19 protein-coding genes and 1 tRNA gene are annotated in these 19514 nt (G+C 66.0%); 12 read left to right on the forward strand and 8 right to left on the reverse strand.

Features of this window, described 5'->3' with window-relative positions; all coding sequences use genetic code 11:
- Positions 1–18: 18 nt before the first annotated feature.
- The gene (gene hemA / locus RH831_RS02380) at positions 19–1263 is read right to left on the reverse strand and encodes a glutamyl-tRNA reductase (RefSeq protein WP_310552669.1); all 1245 of its coding nucleotides are present in this window, start codon (positions 1261–1263) and stop codon (positions 19–21) included.
- A 104-nt stretch (positions 1264–1367) separates the two neighbouring features.
- Here hemA and RH831_RS02385 point away from each other — a divergent pair, with 104 nt between their 5' ends.
- From RH831_RS02385 to RH831_RS02395, 3 genes are read left to right on the forward strand one after another with little or no spacing between them, the layout of a single operon-like run.
- Positions 1368–2465, forward strand: a complete 1098-nt coding sequence (locus RH831_RS02385) for a radical SAM protein (RefSeq protein ID WP_310552670.1) — start codon at positions 1368–1370, stop codon at positions 2463–2465.
- A gap of 36 nt (positions 2466–2501) precedes the next feature.
- On the forward strand, positions 2502–3767 hold the full coding sequence (gene hemG / locus RH831_RS02390) for a protoporphyrinogen oxidase (RefSeq protein ID WP_310552671.1): 1266 nt from the start codon (positions 2502–2504) through the stop codon (positions 3765–3767).
- On the forward strand, positions 3764–4231 hold the full coding sequence (locus tag RH831_RS02395) for a GNAT family N-acetyltransferase (RefSeq protein ID WP_310552672.1): 468 nt from the start codon (positions 3764–3766) through the stop codon (positions 4229–4231). Before hemG ends, RH831_RS02395 begins: the two co-directional genes overlap by 4 nt.
- On the opposite strand, the gene pepF is transcribed toward RH831_RS02395, so the two are convergent.
- From pepF to RH831_RS02420, 5 genes are read right to left on the reverse strand one after another with little or no spacing between them, the layout of a single operon-like run.
- A complete protein-coding gene (gene pepF / locus RH831_RS02400; protein WP_310552673.1) occupies positions 4232–6019 on the reverse strand; it encodes an oligoendopeptidase F in 1788 nt (595 codons plus the stop codon).
- 24 nt (positions 6020–6043) lie between these two features.
- Complete coding sequence (gene truA, locus RH831_RS02405; RefSeq protein ID WP_310552674.1) at positions 6044–6859, reverse strand: tRNA pseudouridine(38-40) synthase TruA; 816 nt, start codon at positions 6857–6859, stop codon at positions 6044–6046.
- Between the two features lie 6 nt (positions 6860–6865).
- The gene (hisS, locus tag RH831_RS02410) at positions 6866–8164 is read right to left on the reverse strand and encodes a histidine--tRNA ligase (RefSeq protein ID WP_310552675.1); all 1299 of its coding nucleotides are present in this window, start codon (positions 8162–8164) and stop codon (positions 6866–6868) included.
- A 42-nt stretch (positions 8165–8206) separates the two neighbouring features.
- Entirely contained in the window at positions 8207–8563 is a 357-nt protein-coding gene (locus RH831_RS02415; protein ID WP_310552676.1) for a DNA-binding protein, read from the reverse strand.
- 43 nt (positions 8564–8606) lie between these two features.
- A complete protein-coding gene (locus tag RH831_RS02420; protein WP_310552677.1) occupies positions 8607–9740 on the reverse strand; it encodes an ABC transporter ATP-binding protein in 1134 nt (377 codons plus the stop codon).
- A gap of 149 nt (positions 9741–9889) precedes the next feature.
- Here RH831_RS02420 and RH831_RS02425 point away from each other — a divergent pair, with 149 nt between their 5' ends.
- Genes RH831_RS02425 through RH831_RS02440 form a run of 4 tightly spaced genes read left to right on the forward strand, consistent with a single transcriptional unit; the run spans position 9890 to position 13704 of the window.
- Positions 9890–11047, forward strand: coding sequence for an extracellular solute-binding protein (locus RH831_RS02425; protein ID WP_310552678.1), 1158 nt, complete (start codon positions 9890–9892; stop codon positions 11045–11047).
- Between the two features lie 5 nt (positions 11048–11052).
- Positions 11053–12657 (forward strand): iron ABC transporter permease, encoded by a 1605-nt coding sequence (locus RH831_RS02430; RefSeq protein WP_310552679.1) that lies wholly within the window; start codon positions 11053–11055, stop codon positions 12655–12657.
- A 46-nt stretch (positions 12658–12703) separates the two neighbouring features.
- Positions 12704–13192, forward strand: a complete 489-nt coding sequence (locus tag RH831_RS02435; protein ID WP_310552680.1) for a TRAM domain-containing protein — start codon at positions 12704–12706, stop codon at positions 13190–13192.
- A gap of 41 nt (positions 13193–13233) precedes the next feature.
- Positions 13234–13704 carry a Tfx family DNA-binding protein gene (locus RH831_RS02440; protein WP_310552681.1) on the forward strand — a complete coding sequence of 157 codons (471 nt, stop codon included), beginning with the start codon at positions 13234–13236 and terminating at the stop codon, positions 13702–13704.
- Between the two features lies 1 nt (position 13705).
- Here the strand turns inward: RH831_RS02440 and RH831_RS02445 are convergent, their stop codons facing one another.
- Positions 13706–13972 (reverse strand): hypothetical protein, encoded by a 267-nt coding sequence (locus tag RH831_RS02445; RefSeq protein WP_310552682.1) that lies wholly within the window; start codon positions 13970–13972, stop codon positions 13706–13708.
- A 105-nt stretch (positions 13973–14077) separates the two neighbouring features.
- On the opposite strand from RH831_RS02445, the gene RH831_RS02450 reads away from it, so the two are divergent.
- Genes RH831_RS02450 through RH831_RS02460 form a run of 3 tightly spaced genes read left to right on the forward strand, consistent with a single transcriptional unit; the run spans position 14078 to position 16076 of the window.
- Positions 14078–15007 (forward strand): replication factor A, encoded by a 930-nt coding sequence (locus RH831_RS02450; RefSeq protein ID WP_310552683.1) that lies wholly within the window; start codon positions 14078–14080, stop codon positions 15005–15007.
- Positions 15008–15610: a DNA-binding protein gene (locus RH831_RS02455; protein WP_310552684.1), complete on the forward strand. Its 603-nt coding sequence runs from the start codon at positions 15008–15010 to the stop codon at positions 15608–15610. It abuts the gene before it with no gap.
- A 49-nt stretch (positions 15611–15659) separates the two neighbouring features.
- Entirely contained in the window at positions 15660–16076 is a 417-nt protein-coding gene (locus tag RH831_RS02460; RefSeq protein ID WP_310552685.1) for a CopG family transcriptional regulator, read from the forward strand.
- Here the strand turns inward: RH831_RS02460 and RH831_RS02465 are convergent, their stop codons facing one another.
- Positions 16077–16526: a DUF5814 domain-containing protein gene (locus tag RH831_RS02465; protein WP_310552686.1), complete on the reverse strand. Its 450-nt coding sequence runs from the start codon at positions 16524–16526 to the stop codon at positions 16077–16079. It lies immediately after the preceding gene.
- A 97-nt stretch (positions 16527–16623) separates the two neighbouring features.
- On the opposite strand from RH831_RS02465, the gene RH831_RS02470 reads away from it, so the two are divergent.
- A tRNA-His gene (locus tag RH831_RS02470) sits at positions 16624–16696 on the forward strand.
- A 552-nt stretch (positions 16697–17248) separates the two neighbouring features.
- Positions 17249–19510 (forward strand): PAS domain-containing protein, encoded by a 2262-nt coding sequence (locus RH831_RS02475; protein WP_310552687.1) that lies wholly within the window; start codon positions 17249–17251, stop codon positions 19508–19510.
- Positions 19511–19514: the final 4 nt, after the last annotated feature.

The raw sequence follows: 19514 nt of genomic DNA on the forward strand, positions 1-19514 counted from the left end.
CGGGGTATCCTCCGCTCCTCAACCGTCCGCTTGCTCCTCGGTGTCAGGCTCGACCGGTTCCTCGGGCACCTCGAAGACATCCGCGACGGTTCGGAGGGTCTCGTAGTCCTCCGCGACCGCCGCCTGTTTGATCGACCGGGTCGGCGTCGAGAGCAGCTTGTTGACCAGGGCCGAGCCCAGGTCGTCCAAAATCTCCCGTTCTCGCTCCGTGAGCCCGCCGTTCTGGTCCAACCGATTCTGCGCCCGGTTGACCTCCGCCTGGCGCAACTCCTCGGCCCGGTCGTAGATCGTCGAGAGCATCTCGTCGGCCTCGCGTTTCTTCAGATCGCGTTTCAGGGCCTCCATCTCGGTGTCGACGATCCGCTCGGCCTCGGTGGCCGCCTCGGTCCGGGTCGCCATCGCGCTATCGACGATCGAACCGATGTCGTCGATGTCAAAGAGCGTCACCGAGTCCAGGTCCCGTGCCGGGTCGGCGACGTCGGGAGGATTCGCCAGGTCCAGTACGGTCACGTTCGTCTCGTCGAAGGTCGCCTCGTCGAGAATCGGGTGCGGGGCGTCGGTCGCGGTCACCACGAGGTCGACCTTCGAGAGGCTGCCGTGAATCGCCTCGAAACAGATGGGCGTGCCAGCCACGCGCTGGGCGAGTTCCTTTGCGGAGTCGTAGGTGCGATTCGTGATCAACAGTTCGGCCCCGCGGTCCGCAAGCGGTTTGGCGACGAGTTTGCCCATCTCCCCGGCCCCGATCACGATCGCCTGCACGCCGTCGAGATCGCCGAGCTGGCGGCTGGCGAGTTCCGCGGCCGCGGTCCCCATCGAGGGATTGCCCTCGTTGATCCGGGTCTCCGAGCGGACGCGTTTGCCCACCCGGATCGCCTTCTCGACGATCGGCCCGAGCGTGCCGTCCAGATGGGAGAGTCCGTCCTCCTGGGCCCTGGAGACCTGTCCGAGGATCTCGTCCTCGCCGACGACCATGCTCTCCAGGCCGGCCGCGACCCGCAGGAGGTGCCGGGCGGCTGCCGGACCCGAGAGGCGCTGGATGGTGTCGGCGGGCAACTCGATGTCCTCGACGACCGCCTCGCGGGCCGTGCTGGATCCCGTGACGTAGTACTCGGCCCGGTTGCAGGTATGCAACACGTAGACTTCCTCCGCCCCGGCGTTTGCCAGCCGGTAGCGGAGTTGCCCCACGTCCCGCTCCGTCAACCGACGGATCTGGTCGACGGAGGCCCGTTTGTGCGAGACGACTAGGGCGTAGAGATCGTTCATCGTCACTGATTCTGTGTAGTTCTAGTCGGGCGGGGCGATATAAATTCGCGGCTCTTGGTCCGCGGAGAACTGGGCTTTTATCCGTCGCTCCCCTATCCCCGCCAATGGCACACGGACATCCGGGTGGCCACCCCGGTGGCGGCGGTGGGCGAAACTACGCGCAAACCCCGCTCATCGCGACCTGGGAGGTAACACAGGCCTGTGATCTGGAGTGTGATCACTGCCGAGCGGACGCCCAGCCCGACCGCGACCCGAACGAACTCTCGACCGCCGAGGGGAAGGCCCTGATCGATCAGATCGCGGACTTCGGGCACCCGCCTCCGGTCTTTGTCATCTCCGGCGGCGATCCGCTCAAGCGCCCGGATCTCTACGAACTCATCGAGCATGCCACCGATCAGGGACTCCCCACCGCCGTGACCCCGGCCCCGACTTCGCTTTTGGACCGCGAAGTGCTAGAGACCTTCGCGGACCTGGGTGTCAAACGCATCGCGCTCTCCCTCGACGGGGCCACCCCGGAGAGCCACGACACCTTCCGCGGGGAGGAGGGCTCCTTCGACCTGATCATGGACCGGGCCGAGATGGCCAAGGAAGCGGGGATCGGCATCCAGATCAACACGACCGTCACCGCGAACACCGCCGAGGAACTCCCCGAAATCGCGGACCTGGTCGAAGAGCTGGGGGCGGCGATGTGGGAGGTCTTCTTCCTGGTTCCCATCGGTCGCGGGACCGAACTCGACCAGCTCGAACCCGAAGCGACCCGGGACGTGATGGAGTTCCTCTACGAGCGCCAAAAATCGGCGCCGTTCCGGACGATCACCGTCGAAGCGCCCCACTACCGCGTGATCGCCAAGGAACTCGAACAGGCCGCGACGGGCAACGACGTCCGGGTCGGCTCGACGCGGGCCGGGAAGGGCTTTGTCTTCGTCAGCCACGAGGGCGACGTGTTCCCCTCGGGCTTCCTGCCACTCACGGGGGGCAACGTGACCGAGACCTCCCTCGTGGACATCTATCGGAACTCCGATCTCTTCGAGATGCTCCGGGACGATTCCCAACTCACCGGCTCCTGTCGGACCTGCGAACACCGTGAACTCTGTGGCGGCAGCCGCTCGCGGGCCTACGCCGTCACTGGGAACCCGATGGCGAGTGACCCGCTCTGCCCCTACGTCGAGGAACTGGTCTCCGGAGACCCGCCCGAGGCCTGAGATGTGGGCCCATACTACAAGGAGGGCTGATCGCCCGTGACCGTCGGCGTCGTCGGGGCCGGGATCTCCGGGCTCGCACTGACACACTACCTCCGGGAACAGGGCGTCGAGACGGTGACCTTCGAGGCGACGGATCGTCCAGGCGGCATGATTCAGTCTCGTGCCGTCGACGGCCGGGTGCTCGAACTCGGCCCCCAGCGACTCCGGCTCGCGGGGCCGGTCAAAGCCCTCGTCTCCGAGCTGGGTCTGACGGACGAACTTCGCGAGGGCCACACCGACCAGCCACTCTATATCTATCACGACGGCGCGTTCAGGGAGGCCCCGCTCTCGGTCCGGGCCGCGATCACCACCGATCTGCTCTCCTGGCGCGGCAAACTCCGGGTTCTGGCCGAACCCCTGACCAAGGGGCCACAGCCCGAGGAGTCCGTCGAGGACTTCCTCACCCGGAAGTTCGGTCACGAGGCCGCCCACCGCGTGTTCGAGCCGCTCTACACCGGCCTCTATGGTTCCTCGGCCGACGAGATGCTGGTGGAGTACTCGCTGGGCAAGGCCCTGGAGCGCCACGGCATCGAGGGCTCGATACTCGCGGCCGTCCTCCGCTATGTATTGAAGGGACGGGACCCGCCCCCGATCGTGACCTTCGAGGACGGGCTGGCACGGTTGCCGGTGGCCATAGCGAACCGATATGCCGACCGGATTCACTTCGACACCCCGGTCGAGGCGATCGAGTCCGCCGGCGACGGGTACGAGATCCACACGCCAGACGGCCGTACCGCCATCGACGCGGTCGCGCTCACCACACCGGCTCCGGTCGCAGCGGACATCCTCGAACCGCTGGACGAGACCCTCGCCGGAACCCTCCGCGAGTTCAACTACAACCCGATCGTGATGGCCCACCTGCACTCCACGGCCGAGTTGACCGGTCACGGCTGTCAGATCCTCCCCGAGGCGGGCTACACCACCCTCGGAATGACCTGGAACGCCAGCATGCTCGACCGTGACGGCGTCTACACCGCGTACCTGGGCGGGAGCGAGCGGAGAGCCTTGCTCGACCGCTCGGACGAGGAGATCGGGGCGATCGCGGCCCGGGAGTTCGAGGACCTGCACGGCGAACCGGCCGAGGTGCTGTCCGTGAACCGCTGGGAGCCCGGCATGCCCGCCTACGACCAGTCCTGGACCGCCCTCGACCGCCTCGATCCACCAGCCGGGATCGACTTTGTCACCAACTATACCGAGCGAGCGGGGATCATCGGCCGGATCGCCGACGCGAAACGGACGGCCGAGCGACTGGCCGAACGGTGACCCGCTCGATCCGCCGGGCGAGAGCCCACGATCAAGCACAGTTACTCGCCGTTCGCCGGGCCGCGATCAGCGGGCTAACCGAGAGCCCGGCCGAGCAGGCCTGGATCGAGGCGGACGAACCAGTTCGAGCGGCGCTGGCACGTCCGGACACGGCCGTCTTCGTCGTCGAGGAACACGGATCGATCGCGGGCTTTGGCTGGCTCGAAGCCGAGGCCACCCAGCGGTTCGAGCCACCCGTGGATGGCCAGCTGGGCGGTGTCTTTGTCCATCCCCACGCCGCCAGATCGGGGATCGGGACGCTCCTCGTCGAGGCCATCGAGACCCGGGCCAGCGAATTAGGCCTCGATTCGCTTGGACTCGAAACGCCGGCGGATATGGTCCCGTTCTTCGAAGCCCAGGGATACAGCCAAGCGGAGGTCGCAGAATCCGAAAGCAAATTCCAGCCGATGCAAAAGCGACTCTGATCAGGCCAGCAGTTCGGCCATCTCCTCGATGCGCCGTTCGTACTCCCCGATCGCCGTCTCGATAGGTTCGGGGTCGGCCATGTCGACCCCCGCCGTCTGGAGCACGTCGAGTGGGTACTCGCTGCCGCCCAGCCGGAGGGCATCGAGGTAGTCCGTGGCAGCGGTCGGATCCGATTCGATGCGGTCGACGATGGCGACGGCCGCACTCAGGCCCGTCGCGTACTGGTAGACATAAAAGTTGTAGTAGAAGTGAGGGATGCGCATCCACTCCGTCCGGATGTGCTCGTCGAGGTGGGCCGGCGCGTAGTATCGGGCCTTGCGCTCGCCGTACAGTTCGTCGAGTCGGTCGGGCGTCAGCGGCTCGCCCGCGGCCGAGCGCTCGTGGATCTCGGCCTCGAAGGCGGCAAAGAGGGTCTGTCGGTACAGGGTCGAGCGGAACCGCTCCAGGAACTGATCGAGGACGTGGGCGCGGAAGTGTTGGTCCTCCACGGTCTCCAGGAGGTGATGGGTCAACAGCGTCTCGTTGACAGTCGAGGCCACCTCGGCGACGAAGATCTCGTAGTCGGCATCGACGTAGGGCTGGGTCTCGCTGGCCAGTTCGGAGTGCATCGAGTGCCCGAGTTCGTGGGCCAGCGTGTACAGCGAGGTGACGTCGTCCTGCCAGTTCATGAGGATGTAGGGGTGGGTGTCGTAGGTCCCACCTGAGTACGCTCCCGAGCGCTTACCCCGGTTCTCGTGGACGTCGATCCACCGGGACTCGATGCCCGCTTCGACCCGGTCCTGGTAGGCCTCGCCCAGCGGGGACAGCGCCTCGATCACCATCTCGGTGGCCTCTTCGTAGGATATCTCCGGGCTCTCCCCGGGCGCGGCGGGCGCGTACACGTCGTACATTTCGAGTTCGTCGACCCCCAGCGCGGTGGCCTTCAGGTCCAGGTGGCGGTGCAGCGTCTCCAGGTTCCCCTCGACAGTCTCGACGAGGGCGTCATAAACCGACACGGGGACGTTCGAGCCGTCGAGGGCCGCCTCGCGGGCCGACTCGTAATCGCGGATGTCCGCGGTCTTGACGTGTTTTCTGACCTGATGGTTCAGCGACGTCCCCAGCGTGTTGCGAACCGTGGCGAGTTCCCCGTAGAAGGCCTCGTGGACGCGTTCTCGGAACGCCCGATCGGGACGCTGCAACAGGGAGGTGAAATTCGACTGGGTGATCTCCACGTCCCCATCCGGTCCCTCGACGGTCGGGAAGGTCAGATCGGCGTTCGTGAGCTTCCCGAACACCTCCGAGGGGGCGGAGAGAACCTCACCGAGTTCGGAGAGAACCCCCTCGACTTCGGCCGAGCGGGTGTGGGGTTTGAGTCGGAGGACGTCATCGAGGTAGTGCTCGTAGGGTTCGAGTTCCGGGGTGGAGTCGAGCAGTTCGGTCACCCGCGATTCGGGCAGTTGCTGGATTTCGGGCCCGATGAAGGAGTTCGCACTGTTGAATTCCGCGGCGAGGGTCCGGGCCCGGGTCGCCCGCCCCTGGGCCGCCTGATCGCGAGTATCTTCATCGGATCGCATCCGGGCGTAGGCGGCGACCTGTTCGAGTTCGCGGGCGAGTTCGTCACGAGTCTGGAGTGCCGCAAGCAACGTCTCGCCGTCCTCGCCCAGGCGACCCTCGTACGCCCGAATCTCGTCGATCCGCTCGGACACGGCTTCGAACGCGGCCTCCCATTCCTCGGTCGACTCGTAGATCGCTTCCAGATCCCAGGTGTACTCGGTCGGGATCTCCGCTCGCTCGGGGACGCTGTCCATACCCGCCGTGGTACGGGCGAGGGGTTAAGGGTTGTCGCCAGTCGACCCGCCGATCCCCTGCTGGAGGGTTCGCCCGACGGCGGCCCGGGTTCGGTCCGCACGAGCGCGCCGCTCGAACACAGTCCGGGCCGCCTCGACCGCCTCCGGTTCGGGATCGAAGGACTGGTCGTAGTTCACCTCCGTGAGGACGAGCGGATAGGCTGGCGCAGGCGGGAAGCCCTCAGGCCCGGGCAATGGCTCGGGGGCGAGCACGCGATCGACGAAGGCGAGATCGCGGTCGCCACGGAGCACCCGGTCGTAGAGCCCGAGCAGCCGTCTGACGAGTTGTCGCGGGAACCCACCCGCCCGGACCCGGACCCGGAGGTACTCGCCCGTCCGATCACTTCGAACCGTGAGGTCCCGAACCGTGCCCGCATCCGCCGCCGCGAGGTTGTGGAAATCGTGCTCGCCGGCGAGCCTGGCCTCGATTTCGGCCCGGCGCTCCGGATCGTCGCTGGGGGCATGTAACAAGTAGGTGTACTCCCGCCACCGGGCGTGGTGGGTCGCGTGAAAGTCCTCCGGGACCGGCGTGCTGGCCCAGACGTGCACGTCCTCGGGCAAGTAGGCGGTGAACGCGTGCGGGGAGAGCCACGCGGGCGCGTCGAAGGCGATCGTCTGGGCCAGTGCCGAGACACCAGCGTCGGTCCGGCCGGCCGCCGCGTATCCGGGCGGAGCGTCCTCGAATTCGATGCCGTGGTCCGCGAGGGCGTCGAAGAGTGCGCCCTCGACGGTTGGAAGCGACGGCTGGCGCTGAAAGCCGTGGTAGGCCCGGCCGTCGTAGGCGACCCGGTAGGCCCGCATGCGCCCCTACTGGAAGTCCGCGAGGCGCGGGGCCTCGTGGTCGCCGGGGAACGCTTCGATCGGGACCTGGGCCTGATCGCCCGAGGCCATGTCCTTGACCGTGACCATCCCCTCGGCGAGGTCCTGCTCGCCGACGATGACGACCGTCTCGGCGTTGATCGAGTCCGCGTACTCCAGTTGCGCGCCAAACGAGCGCTCCGAGACGTCGGTCTCGACGACGTGACCGCGCTCGCGAAGCGCCCGGACGATCCGGGCCGCCTCGGACCGGGTGTCCCCGATCTGGAGGACGTAATAGTCCGTCGAGAGGGCCTCCTCGGGCCAGACGCCGGCCCGCTGGAGGAGCAGCGAGAGCGGTGCCAGTCCGGGCGCGACACCCACCGCGGGAGTGGGCTGGCCACCGACGCTCTCGATCAGGTCGTCGTAGCGCCCGCCCCCGAAGACCGCCCGGGAAACGTCCCCGGTCGAGTCGAAGCACTCGAAGACGACCCCCGTGTAGTAGTCCAGGCCGCGGGCCGTCTCCAGCGAGAGGGTGATGTACTCCCGGACACCGAAATCCTCCGCGGCCGCGAGGACCGCTCTGAGGTTCTCAACAGCCGCCTCGACGCGGTCAGTGCCGGCGAACGCCACGAGTTCGTCGAGGTCGCCGTTCTCGAGGAGATCCTCGAACTCGACGGCCTGCTCCCGGGAGAGGCCGGCGTCGACGAGCAGATCGTGGTATGCGGCCCGCTCGATCTTCTCGCTTTTGTCGACGGCTCTGATCGCAGCCCGAGTATCGACATCTCCGGCCATCGATTCGAGCAGGCCGCCCAGAATGTCCCGGTGGGAGAGCCGGAACTCGAAGTCCTCGGCGGTCAGACCCAGCGCGGTCATGGCGTCGGCCGCGAAGGCCAGAATCTCGGCGTCGGCCGTGGGGGCCGTGGAGCCGAAGATGTCGGCGTTGAGCTGGTAGAACTCGCGGAATCGGCCCTGCTGGGGTTCCTCGTAGCGCCAGAAGGGGCGGGTCGAGTACCACTTGATTGGCTTCGTGAGTGCCTGCTGTTTCGCCACGACCATGCGGGCCACGGTGGGAGTCAGTTCCGGGGTCATGGCGACCTCGCGGCCCCCGTCGTCGGTAAACGCGTACAGTTCCTCGACGATCTCCTCGCCGCTCTTGTCGACGTACATCTGGGTCCGCTCCAGGGCCGGGGTGCCGACCTCCCGGAACCCGTACTGGGACGCGGTGGCCTCCAGCGTGTCGATCATCGCCCGACGGGCGGCCATCTCCTCGGGGTAAAAATCACGAAATCCCTTCAGCCGGTCGTACATAGAGCCGAGTTGGGCCACCCGGCGCTTGTACCTGTCCCTTGCCTACCGCCGCGAGATGTTGAAGCTCTTCGAGTCGGGTTTCATCTCGCGGAGCAACTCTTTCATCTTCTCTTCGTCGATCTTCTCGCGCAGTCGGCCGGACTGGGCCAGCGCGACGATCTGCTGTTCGACCTGCTCGCCGAAGCTCTCGCGGCTCATCTTGACCGTGTTGAGTCGCTTGCGAGCCCCGTCGGTGAGATGCTGACGGAGCACCGCCTTCCGCTGGGCATCGGCCTGCTCGCGCTGGGCCTCCATGGCCTCCTCGCGGCCACCGTCGCCGCCGCCCTGGTTTTCCTGTAGCTCCTGGAGTTTCTGTTCGCGAAGCTCCTCCAGTCGGTCGTCATCGGGATTCTGGCTCATGGTGTGGGATTGTCGACAAACGCTCAAAACCGTTACGCACCGGTCAACGCTCGGCCGGGAACCAGGCGAACTCGTGGTCCGCGATCAGGTCGATCCTGACGGGATCGTCCTGGGTCAGTCCTGCCGTGTGGTTGTGTCGCACTTCGACGGTGGTTCCAGCAGCCAGCCGCACGCGGTACCGGATCGTCGACCCCTCGTAACTGCGACGGTGGACGGTCCCGTGGGCCCTGTCCGGTGTCGCAGCGACCGCGTTCACGTCGTCAGGCCGGAGAATCACGTCGACCGCGCGGCCGGCATCAGCCGCCGATAGTCCCGGGAGTTGTCCCAGTGGAATCGACCCGATCGACGTCGAGACGGCCCCGTCTTCGACCTGGCCAGCCAGGAAGGTCGGGTTCCCGAGGAAGTTCGCGACGAATCGTGTCGCCGGGTTCGAGAACACCGCCTCCGGGTGGCCGACCTGTTCGAGGCGGCCGTCGTGGAGCACGGCAACCCGATCCGAGATGGAGAGGGCTTCGGTCTGGTCGTGTGTGACAAAGACCGTGGTCACGCCGGCGGTGTCGAGGATGTCCCGCACCTCCTCACGCATGCGCTCGCGAAGGTCCCGGTCCAGGCTGGAGAAGGGTTCGTCCAGGAGCAACAGCGCCGGTTCGGGCGCGAGTGCACGAGCCAGCGCCACTCGCTGTTGTTGTCCACCAGAGAGATCAGCCGGCGAGCGGTCCTCGGCCCCGGCCAGGCCGACGAGATCGAGTAGCTCCTCGATCCGGGCCGCCCGTTCGGCCGCCGGCCAGTCCTCGATCCCGAAACCGACGTTCTCGGCCACCGAGAGGTGCGAAAACAGCGCGAAGTCCTGGAAGACCAGGCCCACGTCCCGCTCCTCCGGCGGCGTCGAGCGGGTCCCGTCCGCGACCCGTTCCCCACCGATGGCGACCTGGCCGGAGTCGGGGGCTTCGAGCCCGGCGATCGTCCGGAGTGCCGTGGTCTTCCCACACCCCGAGGGGCCCAAAATCGAGAGCAACTCGCCGTCGCGCACGGCCAGCGAGACGTCCTCGATGGCGGGCTCACCCTCGAAGGCCGTCGTCACCGAATCTAGTTCGAGGACCGTCCGGGCCGCCGCTTCCGTATCCGCGTGTTCCGCGTGGCTGTGTTCGACGGCGGGCGAGGAGGTGTGTGTTGCCATAGGTGTAGATCCGCAACCGGGTCAGGTTCGTCGTTGGCCCCACTTGTTTAGGCAGCCCTAAAAACGTCCCGATGCGGGCACGGCGGCGTTTTTTGGTTCGCCTAAAACCGCCACGCCTAAGTATGTTTTAGGGCGACCTAAAACTTGAGATGAGCGACGCAGATCACACGGACACGACAGCACAAACGGGGAGCCGGGATCGGGCCTGGAGTCGGCGGCGGCTGCTCGGGACCGCCGGGGCCGCCCTCACGATGAGCGTCGGGCTGGCCGGCTGTCTCGGTTCGGGCGGTTCGGACCCCTTCGAAACCGACGAGCCCCAGGGCGAACCGATCGACGGGGAGGGGGTGACCTGGGACGATCTGGGCGACCTGGAGGGCGAGTTGACCGTCTACTCCGGGCGGACCCGCGATCAGATCGACCCGCTGTTCGCGAAGCTAGAGGAGTTCTACCCGGATTTCTCGATCGCCCGGGACTACGACAGCAACGAGGCCCAGCTCAACAGCCTCGTGGAGGAGGGCGAGTCCACGCCGGCCGACCTGTTCTACACCCAGTCCTCCGGTGCGCTCGCGGCGCTGAAATCCGAGGGGCTGGCCCGAACACTCCCGACTGACGTCCAGGATGCCGTCCCGGAGAACAAACGTGATCCCGACGGCGAGTGGACGGGGGCCTCCGGGCGCGTGCGAGCGGTCCAGTTCAACAGCGACACCTGGAGTCGGTCCGAATTGCCGACCGACATCTTCGCCTACGCCACGGACGAGCGCTTTGCTGGCGAGGTCTCCACCCGCCCGAACTCCGGCACCTTCCGCTCGTTCATCGTCGCCATGCTCGAACTGGAAGGCGAGGAGCGAACCCGGGAGTGGGTTCGGCGCCTCCTCGAAGACCAGGACGTCACCCTCTATTCGAGCGGAACTCAGCAGGCCGAAGCCGTCGCGAACGGCGAGGTCTCCGTGGGGCTTGGTAACCAGTACTACGCTGCCCGAATCATCGGGAACCAGCCCGACGCGCCACTCGACGTGACCTTCACCCAGAACGACCCGGGGAGCCTGTTCAACGTCTCCGGGGTCGCAGTCCTCTCGGGGGCCGAGAAGCCGAACCTCGCGGCCGAGTTCGTCCGCCACGTCCTCGCCGTGGAGGGCCAGCAGTTCTTCGTCGACACGAACGGCGAGTACCCGGTCGTCGACGGGGTCGCCTACGACGGCCCGCTCCCGAGCCTCGAGGCCCTCGAACCGCCCAGCTTCGACCTCAACGAACTGGGCGACCTCGAACCGGCCATCGACCTCCTGCGCGAGGAAGGGATGACCGTCTAAACTCGATGCAGCGGCTCCCCGATCGACTGACCGAGACGCGGCAGTGGTTCGGCGAGCGTCGCGAAACGCTATCGCCGTTCTACCTGGCAGCCCTCCTGCTCGGGGGCCTCGTCGCCGTCCTCGTGGTCGCCCCGTTGTTCTGGCTCGTCCTCCGGGCCGGCACGGTCGAGCCGACACGGGCGATCGAGCTGGTCACGTCACGTCGCACCGTCATGATCGGGGCTCGAAGTATCGCGCTCGTGTTGGGGACGACGGTCGCGTCTGTTCTGCTCGGGGTGCCACTGGCGGTACTCACGACCCGAACCGACCTCCCCGCCCAGCGTCTGTTCTCCGTCGTCATCGCCCTGCCGCTGGTGATTCCCAGTTACATCGGGGCCTTCGCCTTCGTCTCGGCGTTCGGTCGCCACGGTGAGGTCGGCTCCCTGCTGGGCCTGAATTTGCCCCAAATCGACGGGTTCGCGGGTGCGGTGCTGGTCATCACGCTGTACACCTATCCCTACGTGTTCCTCGGGACGCGGGCCGCGCTTCGATCGATGGACGCCTCGCTGGTCGAGGCTGCACGGAGCCTGGACGCCGGCCCCATCCAGGCCTTTCGGCGCGTGACCCTCCCCCAGATCCGGCCCGCGATTTCCGCCGGCGCGTTGCTCGTGGCACTCTATGCGCTCTCCGATTTCGGCACGCCGGCGTTCATGGGCGTCTCCGTGTTCACGAGTGCCATCTACATGGAGAGCGAGGCGTTCAACGTGGGCTATGCGGCGTTGCTCTCCCTGCAGTTGTTGACGCTGGCGGGCGTGATTCTCCTCATCGAATCCCGAACCGGCCGCGCCAGCGGCCAGACCGCCCGGAGACGAGGGAGTCCGATCGAACTCGGGTGGCTGCGGTACCCGGCAATGGGGCTCGTGGGACTGCTGGGCGCGGTGACGATCCTCCTCCCCGTCGGGCTCTTCCTCTCCTGGATGGTGCGCGGGACCGGCGGGGCGGTCCCCTCACTCGCCTTCCAGCCCCAGCACGCCCTGAACTCGATCGGGTTCTCGCTCGCGGCCGCCCTGGTCGCCAGCGTGATGGCCCTCCCCGTGGCGTACCTCGGGGTCAGCGGCCGGAGCCGGCTGGGCCGGCTGCTCGAACGCGGGACCTACGTCGGCTTTGCCGTTCCCGGTGTCGTCATCGGTCTGGCACTCGTCTTTCTGGGCTCGTCGACGGCTCCGTGGCTCTACCGGACGGCTCCGCTTTTGGTGTTCGCCTACGTCGTGCGATTTCTCCCCCAGGCGGTCGGGACGACCCGATCGGCCCTGGAAGGGTTCGACGACCAGGTCGCCGAAGCGGCTCGCACCCTGAACGCCGGCCCCTGGCGGACGTTCAGGGAGGTGGTCCTCCCGGAGATCGCACCGGGGGTGCTCGCGGGTGCGGCCCTGGTATTTCTCACGACGATGAAGGAGCTCCCGGCGACGCTCATGCTCCAGCCGATCGGGCGTGACACCCTGGCGACCATGATCTGGGCCGCCCACGGGAGTCTTTACTACCGGTATGCTGCGGTCCCCGCGCTGGTGCTCATCGTCGTCTCGGGGGTCTCGATGCTCGTCCTGCTTGCCCAGGACGAAAGCGGGATCTGAGCCCAGGACGGTGGAGTTTAATGGGCTGAGCCGCTATGCGCCTGTAATGGCGATGTGCCCACTCGCGGACGACTGTCCCCACTTCTCTGAGCAGATCGACGGCATGGGATGTCAGCACTTCGGGGACCGGGGCGGGATGGAGTGGTGCAAACACTACTCCCAGCCCATCGAGGACCTGAAGACCGCGCCGGTGGTCCCCGGCGAGGAAGTAATCGTCGAGGTCACCGACATGCACGAGAGTGGGGCCGGCGTGGGCCACCACCAGGAGACCGGCTTTGTCATCATGGTCGACGGCGTGCTCCCCGAGGCCTGGGTCGAGGCCACGGTCGACACCGTGAAGTCCAACTACGCCCGTGCGAGCCTCGAACAGAAACTGGACGGCCCCCCGGACGACGAAGCAGACACGGCGGAAGAAGCGGAGGACACCGCGGAGACGGGCGATGAAAGCGAGGAAAAGACAGAATCCGAGGAGCGGAAAAAGCGAGCGAAAGACGACCCGCGACTGGGCAGTCGGGAGAACTTCTGGGGAAGCTAAGCGTCGGTTGCCTTTTTGGCCCGGGCGATCAAGTGCTGTCAATGACCGAGGTCCCAGACGTCACTGCGATCCTGGCCCGCGCCGGGTTCGATCCGTCCGAGAGCGTGTTGACCCGACGACAGGCCGAGGTCCTCGCGCTCCGCGAGCGAGGCCTGCCACAGGCAGCCATCGCCGAGGAACTCGGCACCTCGCGGGCCAACGTCTCGAAAGTCGAGACCAGCGCCCGGGACAACATCGAGAAAGCCAGAGAGACCGTCGCCTTCGCTGAAACCCTCCAGGCACCGGTCCAGATCGACGTGGATCCAGGGACGGACCTCTATGAGGTTCCGGACCTGGTCTACGACGGCTGTGACGACGCCGGGGTAAAAGTCCCGTACTCCGCGCCCGAGGTGATGAAACTGGTGAGCGAGGCCGCCGGGGACGCCGTCGCCGGCCGTGAGGTGAAACAGCACATTCTCGTGGGGGTCACCAGCGACGGCACGATGCGAGTCCGGGTCCAACCCGAGGACTGACTCACCAGGTTTCGACGGTCCCGTCCTCGATATCGGCCAGACAGGACTCACAGTCCGGATCCTCGGGCTCGAAGCAAGTTGGTCGTCCCGAGTCGATTCGCACGGCCCGCCGTTCCGCGTGTTTTCGGCACACGATCCGGGCCCGGCCGTCTTCCTCGCGTGGGAGCGTACCCTCGATGCGGCCACCCGAGAACTCCGACGACGCCGCGCCGACGGTCCGACCCACCCGGCGGGCCGCCTGTCTGAACAGGGTGCCGAGATCCGCCATGGGACACCTACCGGATCGAGGGCTTTCAACCTCCCGCCCATACCCAGGTTTAAGGACGAACGCGGACTACCTTGCATCGTCACCCGCACCGGGGACCGATCCATCATGAGCGACATACAATCCGCGGCCGAAGACATTCACGAGGAATTCGCCGAGCACCTGGACATCCAGATCGAGGACGTGGCAAACCGGCTGGACAGACTCGTCACCGAGTACAAGGTCCCACTCTCCGAGGCGCGTCGCAGCGTGGAGAATCACTACCTCGAGGAGGCGGGCCTCGAACGTGAGGACCTCTCGGCCGGCAGCGAGACCGAGGTCTCGGTCGCGGACATCGACCAGCCCGAAGAGTGGGTCAGTCTGACCGCCCAGGTCGTCGAACTCTGGGAGCCCCGCAGCGATGCAGTCGGGCAGGTGGGCCTGCTCGGCGATGCGAGTGGCACCATCAAGTTCACCGCCTGGGCCAAGTCCGACCTCGAATCCCTCGAGGAGGGCGAGGTCTATCGCCTGGACAACGTCGTCACCGACGAGTACCAGGGCCGATACTCGGTCAAACTCAACAAGACGACCGAGATCGCCCACCTCGACGAGGAGATCGAGGTCGGGAACAACGACACCACCATGGAGGGCGCGCTGGTGGACATCCAGTCCGGGAGCGGGCTCATCAAGCGCTGTCCCGTCGAGGACTGCACCCGAGTCCTCCAGAACGGCCGGTGTTCGGAGCACGGCGACGTCGAGGGCGAGTTCGACCTGCGCATCAAGGGGGTCCTCGACGACGGCCGGGAGGTCCAGGACGTGATCTTCGACAGGGAGATGACCGAGTCACTCACCGGGATCGACCTGGAGGAGGCAAAACAGATGGCTCAGGACGCGTTGGACACCACCGTCGTCGCCGACGAGATGGAGGATACCCTCCTCGGCCGGTATTACAGCGTAACCGGCCCGATCATGGGTCGCTATCTGCTCGCGAACGAGGTCGAAGAGCTCACAGAAGCCGTCGATCCGGACGACGTTCTCATCCGGGCGAGGTCGATGTAGATGGCCGAAACCACGACCCCGACCCGGGAGCCAGCACGCCGGGTCTTCGCGACGGAACTCAACGACTCGACGTTCACGTTCAAGGAGAGTGACGACGAGCGAGCGCCGGTGTACGTTCTCCTGCCAACTGGTGAGCAGGCCAACCGGGTGCTCGTCGTCGGGACGCTGACCGAGACCGAGGACGTGGGCAACGAACAGGAGTACTGGCAGGGCCGAGTCGTCGACCCGACGGGGACGGTCTTCGTCTACGCCGGCCAGTATCAACCCGAGGCCGCGGGGGCGCTCCGGGAACTCGAAACACCGACCTACGTCGCCGTGGTCGGAAAACCGCGCACCTACGAAACCGACGACGGCACGGTGAACGTCTCCATCCGGCCCGAGTCGATTACGGTCGTCGACCAGGCCACCCGGGACCGCTGGGTACTGGAGACCGCCGAGCGGACCCTCGACCGACTCGAAAACCTGGACGCGGAGACGAACGAGTACGGCGTTCGGGCCCGCGAGGAGTACGAAGACGGGCCCGATCGCTACCGATCGGCCGTCGTCGAGGCCCTTGAGGGCCTGGACGAGACCGACGCGGCGGCCGAGACCCCGGACGCGTAGTCGGGGCGTCTGACGAACCCTTAAGGAGCCAGGCACGATAGTCATCCGCATGGGGAAGAAGAACAAGACGATCTCCTTCCGGGTCAGCGAGGAGGCCTTCCAGGCGCTCCGGGACATCGCGGAGGAGCGTGACATCTCCCTCTCTGCGGTCTTTCGGGACTACGTCGATCAACTCGTCGCTCACGAGGGGAAAGTGCGGGTCGTCCCGGAGAACGAGGTCCGGGAGACCGACGCCGAGGAGTTCCCCCCACGGGTGGAGGTCCCCAAGAGCTTCGTTCGGGAGCACGAGCGTCTGGAACTGGAGGCCCAGCACCTCCGCGATCAGCTCCAGGAACACAAAGAGTACATCACCCGCCTCCAGAAGCGGGTCGAGGAGGGCGATACAGTCGAGGAGGTCGTCCAGCTAGAGGACCTCGACGAGGAGTTCGGGTCGGAGCAAGAACCCGACCGCTACCAGATCGGCTGATCAGAGCAGTTCGTGTTTGCGCTGGGCCGCCAGTTGGGCCTGTTTCTCTCGCCCGTCGACCCGGGCGATCTCCTCGACGGCTTCGAGGTTCCGGACCGCGTCGTCGAGAAACGAGTAGATATCGCCCGGATACGCATAGAGCATGTAGTCATCGGTCATCACGTCGACGATCGATTCGGGATCGAGTTTTCGCGCCCGCAGATCGAGGAGATAGCGGATGAACTTCCGCTCTGGGTGCCCACAATAGGGGTTTGACTGACAGGAACAGTCGAGAAAGTCCTCGGCGAAGTCCAGCACTCGCTCCCGGTTTGCCTCGTCGAGTTTCTCCAGTTCGCCCTGGAAGAGCAGGTCGAGGGTCGCCCCCGAGAAGGCCGATTTCGGGAAGGAGACCTCGAGCTGAGAGGCCAGTTGGCGGTGATTTTTCACGTAGATCTTGTCCGTGATGGCCACGCGTAGTTCGCCGTAGCCGAGAGCGGGCCAAAAGCGTGTCGGGAGCCCCCGACCTTTCGTAACGTATTTGGGCGCGAACCCCTTGCGTTCAGCCGTGTCCGGGTTAGGGTAGTGGACTATCCTTCAGCCTTGTGGAGGCTGAGACGCGGGTTCAATTCTCGCACCCGGACCTTCTTTCGCGAACAATACACGAGCCCGTGCTCCGTCAGGAGCCGGGCGAATGCGTGAGCGGTGAGAGCGTTCTGGGAGAGAATTGAACCCGGGAAGGCGCGCACAGCGAGCGAATGCGAGCGAGCACGCCTTCATTCGGTTCAATTCTCGCACCCGGACCTTCTCAGTACACTCGAACCGGTGAGCGGCTGGTCCGTCAGGACCGCCGCGAACCGTTCGATCGGCGATGTGCAAGCCGAAGTGCGAGATTGAATCACGCGAGACGAGCAGAATCGAGTCTCGCCATCGGGTTCAATTCTCGCACCCGGATTTCCCGACGAGCAAAGCGAGGAGTGGAACAGTCGCCGGGAACAGAATCTGCCGCTGGTAGGCGATTTCCGGCCCGTCACGCAACCCTTATTCAAACCGCCGACCAAGAACGATGGGACATTAGCTGCCATGGATCACGAGCCACGTCGGCGATTCCGTGACGAACGGGGCCACACCCCCGGGCCAGGAGACCCTCCCGGTGGACAGCAGAACCGTCACAGAACGGCCGAGAGAGGACTCATATGAATCAATCGGGAGGGGGAACCCCGACACAAATCTATCCGCTGGTCGGGGACGAGGGGGTGCGGACAGCCCTCGAAGCGGCGGTCGAATCGACGGAGCGGTTTGGGCTCGTCGAACCAGACTCGGATCTGGAGGGATCGTTCGACCTGCTGGTGGTCGACGAAACGGAACTTGCGAATCGACGGCCGGAACTCGAAGCAAAACGCGAGGCCGCAGGCTTCGAATCCCGACCGACGCTCCTGCTCGTCTCCGAGTCACAATCCGGCACACGGAACATCCCCGAGCCGAGATCCGAGCCGATCGACGACGTGCTGGTGCTGCCGATCGAGCCGAACGAACTCGCCTGGCGACTCGGGAGTCTCTTCCAGTCGGCCGGGAGCCAGGACAAGCAAGAGCACAACGAACTGGGTCGAAGCAGGCAGTACGAGTACGCCGTCGAGGGGGCGACGGACATGCTCGCAGCGGCCGACACCGAAGGGCGGCTCCTGTTCGCGAACGCGCAGTACCGAGAGTTCCACGGACTCGAACGAGGAGCCGTCGCGGGGACGCCACTCCAGTCGGTCCTCGGCGAATCGGACTACACGGAATTGCAGCCGCGGTTCGATCGCGTCCTCCAGGGCGAACGGGTCCAGTACGGGATGAAACGGGTGCGAGCCGACGGCGAGCGCCGGGCGATCGAGTCCTCGATGTCGCCCATGGAGGACCAGAAAGGCGAGATCGTCGGGGTCGTTTCGGCCATCCGAGACGTGACCGAACGGCAGGCGAATCTGGACGAGATCAAGCGACTCTCCGAGTACCGGCGGGTCGTCTCGGCGGTCAACCACGAGCTGGTCAGGGCCGGGCCGGACGAGGAGATCCTGCCCGAGATCGTCGACGTGCTGGCCACTAGTGACCTGTTCGGCTGCACGTTTCTCGCGCTCGTCGAGGGGAACGAAATCGAGTTCCTCTGCCAGGAAGGCAGCGATATCGCCACCCCCGAGATAGAACGCCTCCACTCCGAGGCCTACATCGAGGCCGTCTTCGAGGCCGGAACGCTCCGGATGGACGACGTGACACAGCCCCCCTTCCAGCAGCATGAGCCGGACACCGAGTCCCACAGCGGCGTGGCGATCGCGATCAGCCACGACGATCGTCGGTATGGCATCCTCACCGTTCACTTTCCGCCGGGCCAGCCCCCCACCGATCGGGAGGTCGACCTGCTCGAAGAGTTGGCCGGGGACCTCGGGCTGGCCCTCCACGATCAGGAGTTAGAGACGGATCTGGCGACCTTCGAGGAGATCGTCCAGCGCATCGAGGACCCGATCATGCTCCAGGACCGGGCCGGGAACTTCCAGGTCATCAACGAGACGCTGACCGAGTACGCCAACATGTCCGCCGAGGCCCTCTATGGACAGGACGAGTTCGCGTTCATGGACGAACAGACGGCCACCGAGATCGCACGCCACAAAGCCGAAGTGATCCACGGCAACGAACCACGGACCTACGAGGTCGAGCCGAGCTTTCCGAACCGCGGGAATCGGACCTTCCGGACGACCCGCTACCCACACTACGACGAGGACGGCGAGATCGACGGCACGGTCGCGATCTGTCGGGACGTGACCGGCATTCGAGAGCGGGAGCGACAGCTCCAGGTCTTCGACCGGGTGCTACGGCACAACCTGCACAACGAGATGAACGTCGTCCTCGGTCACGCCGAAACCATCGCGAACACGGCCGAGGGCGAGATCGCGGCCGCCGCCCGTCGGATCGAGGCCGCCGGGGAGACGTTAGTCGAACTCGCCGACAAGGAACGGCAGATCGTCGAACTCCTCGAACGTCGGGAACCACGGCGGGTCACCGACGTCGGCCAAATCGTCGAGACCGTCGTCGAGAACCTGCGAGCGAACCATCCCACGGCCCGGATCAACCTCGATGTGCCAGCCCAACTGCGCGCCGTCACGACTCCCTGTATCGAGGACGCCATTCACGAGGTCATCGAGAACGCCATCATCCACACGACGGACCGAACACCCGAAATCGAGGTGCGGGCGGTTCGGGACGGCAAGCGTGTGACGCTGCGGGTCGCGGACAACGGCCCCGGCATCCCCGAGATGGACCGGCAGGTGCTCGAAGGCGCGGAAATCACGCCTCTCATACACGGGAGCGGATTGGGACTCTGGCTGGTAAACCACGTCGTCAGCGAATCCCAGGGAACGCTCAACTTCCAGGAGCGAGCGCCACGCGGGAGCATCGTCGAAATCACCCTCCCGGGCGCGGAGTGATCGA

Source organism: Halodesulfurarchaeum sp. HSR-GB (assembly GCF_031432215.1).
In the GTDB taxonomy this organism is placed as follows: Archaea; Halobacteriota; Halobacteria; order Halobacteriales; family Halobacteriaceae; genus Halodesulfurarchaeum.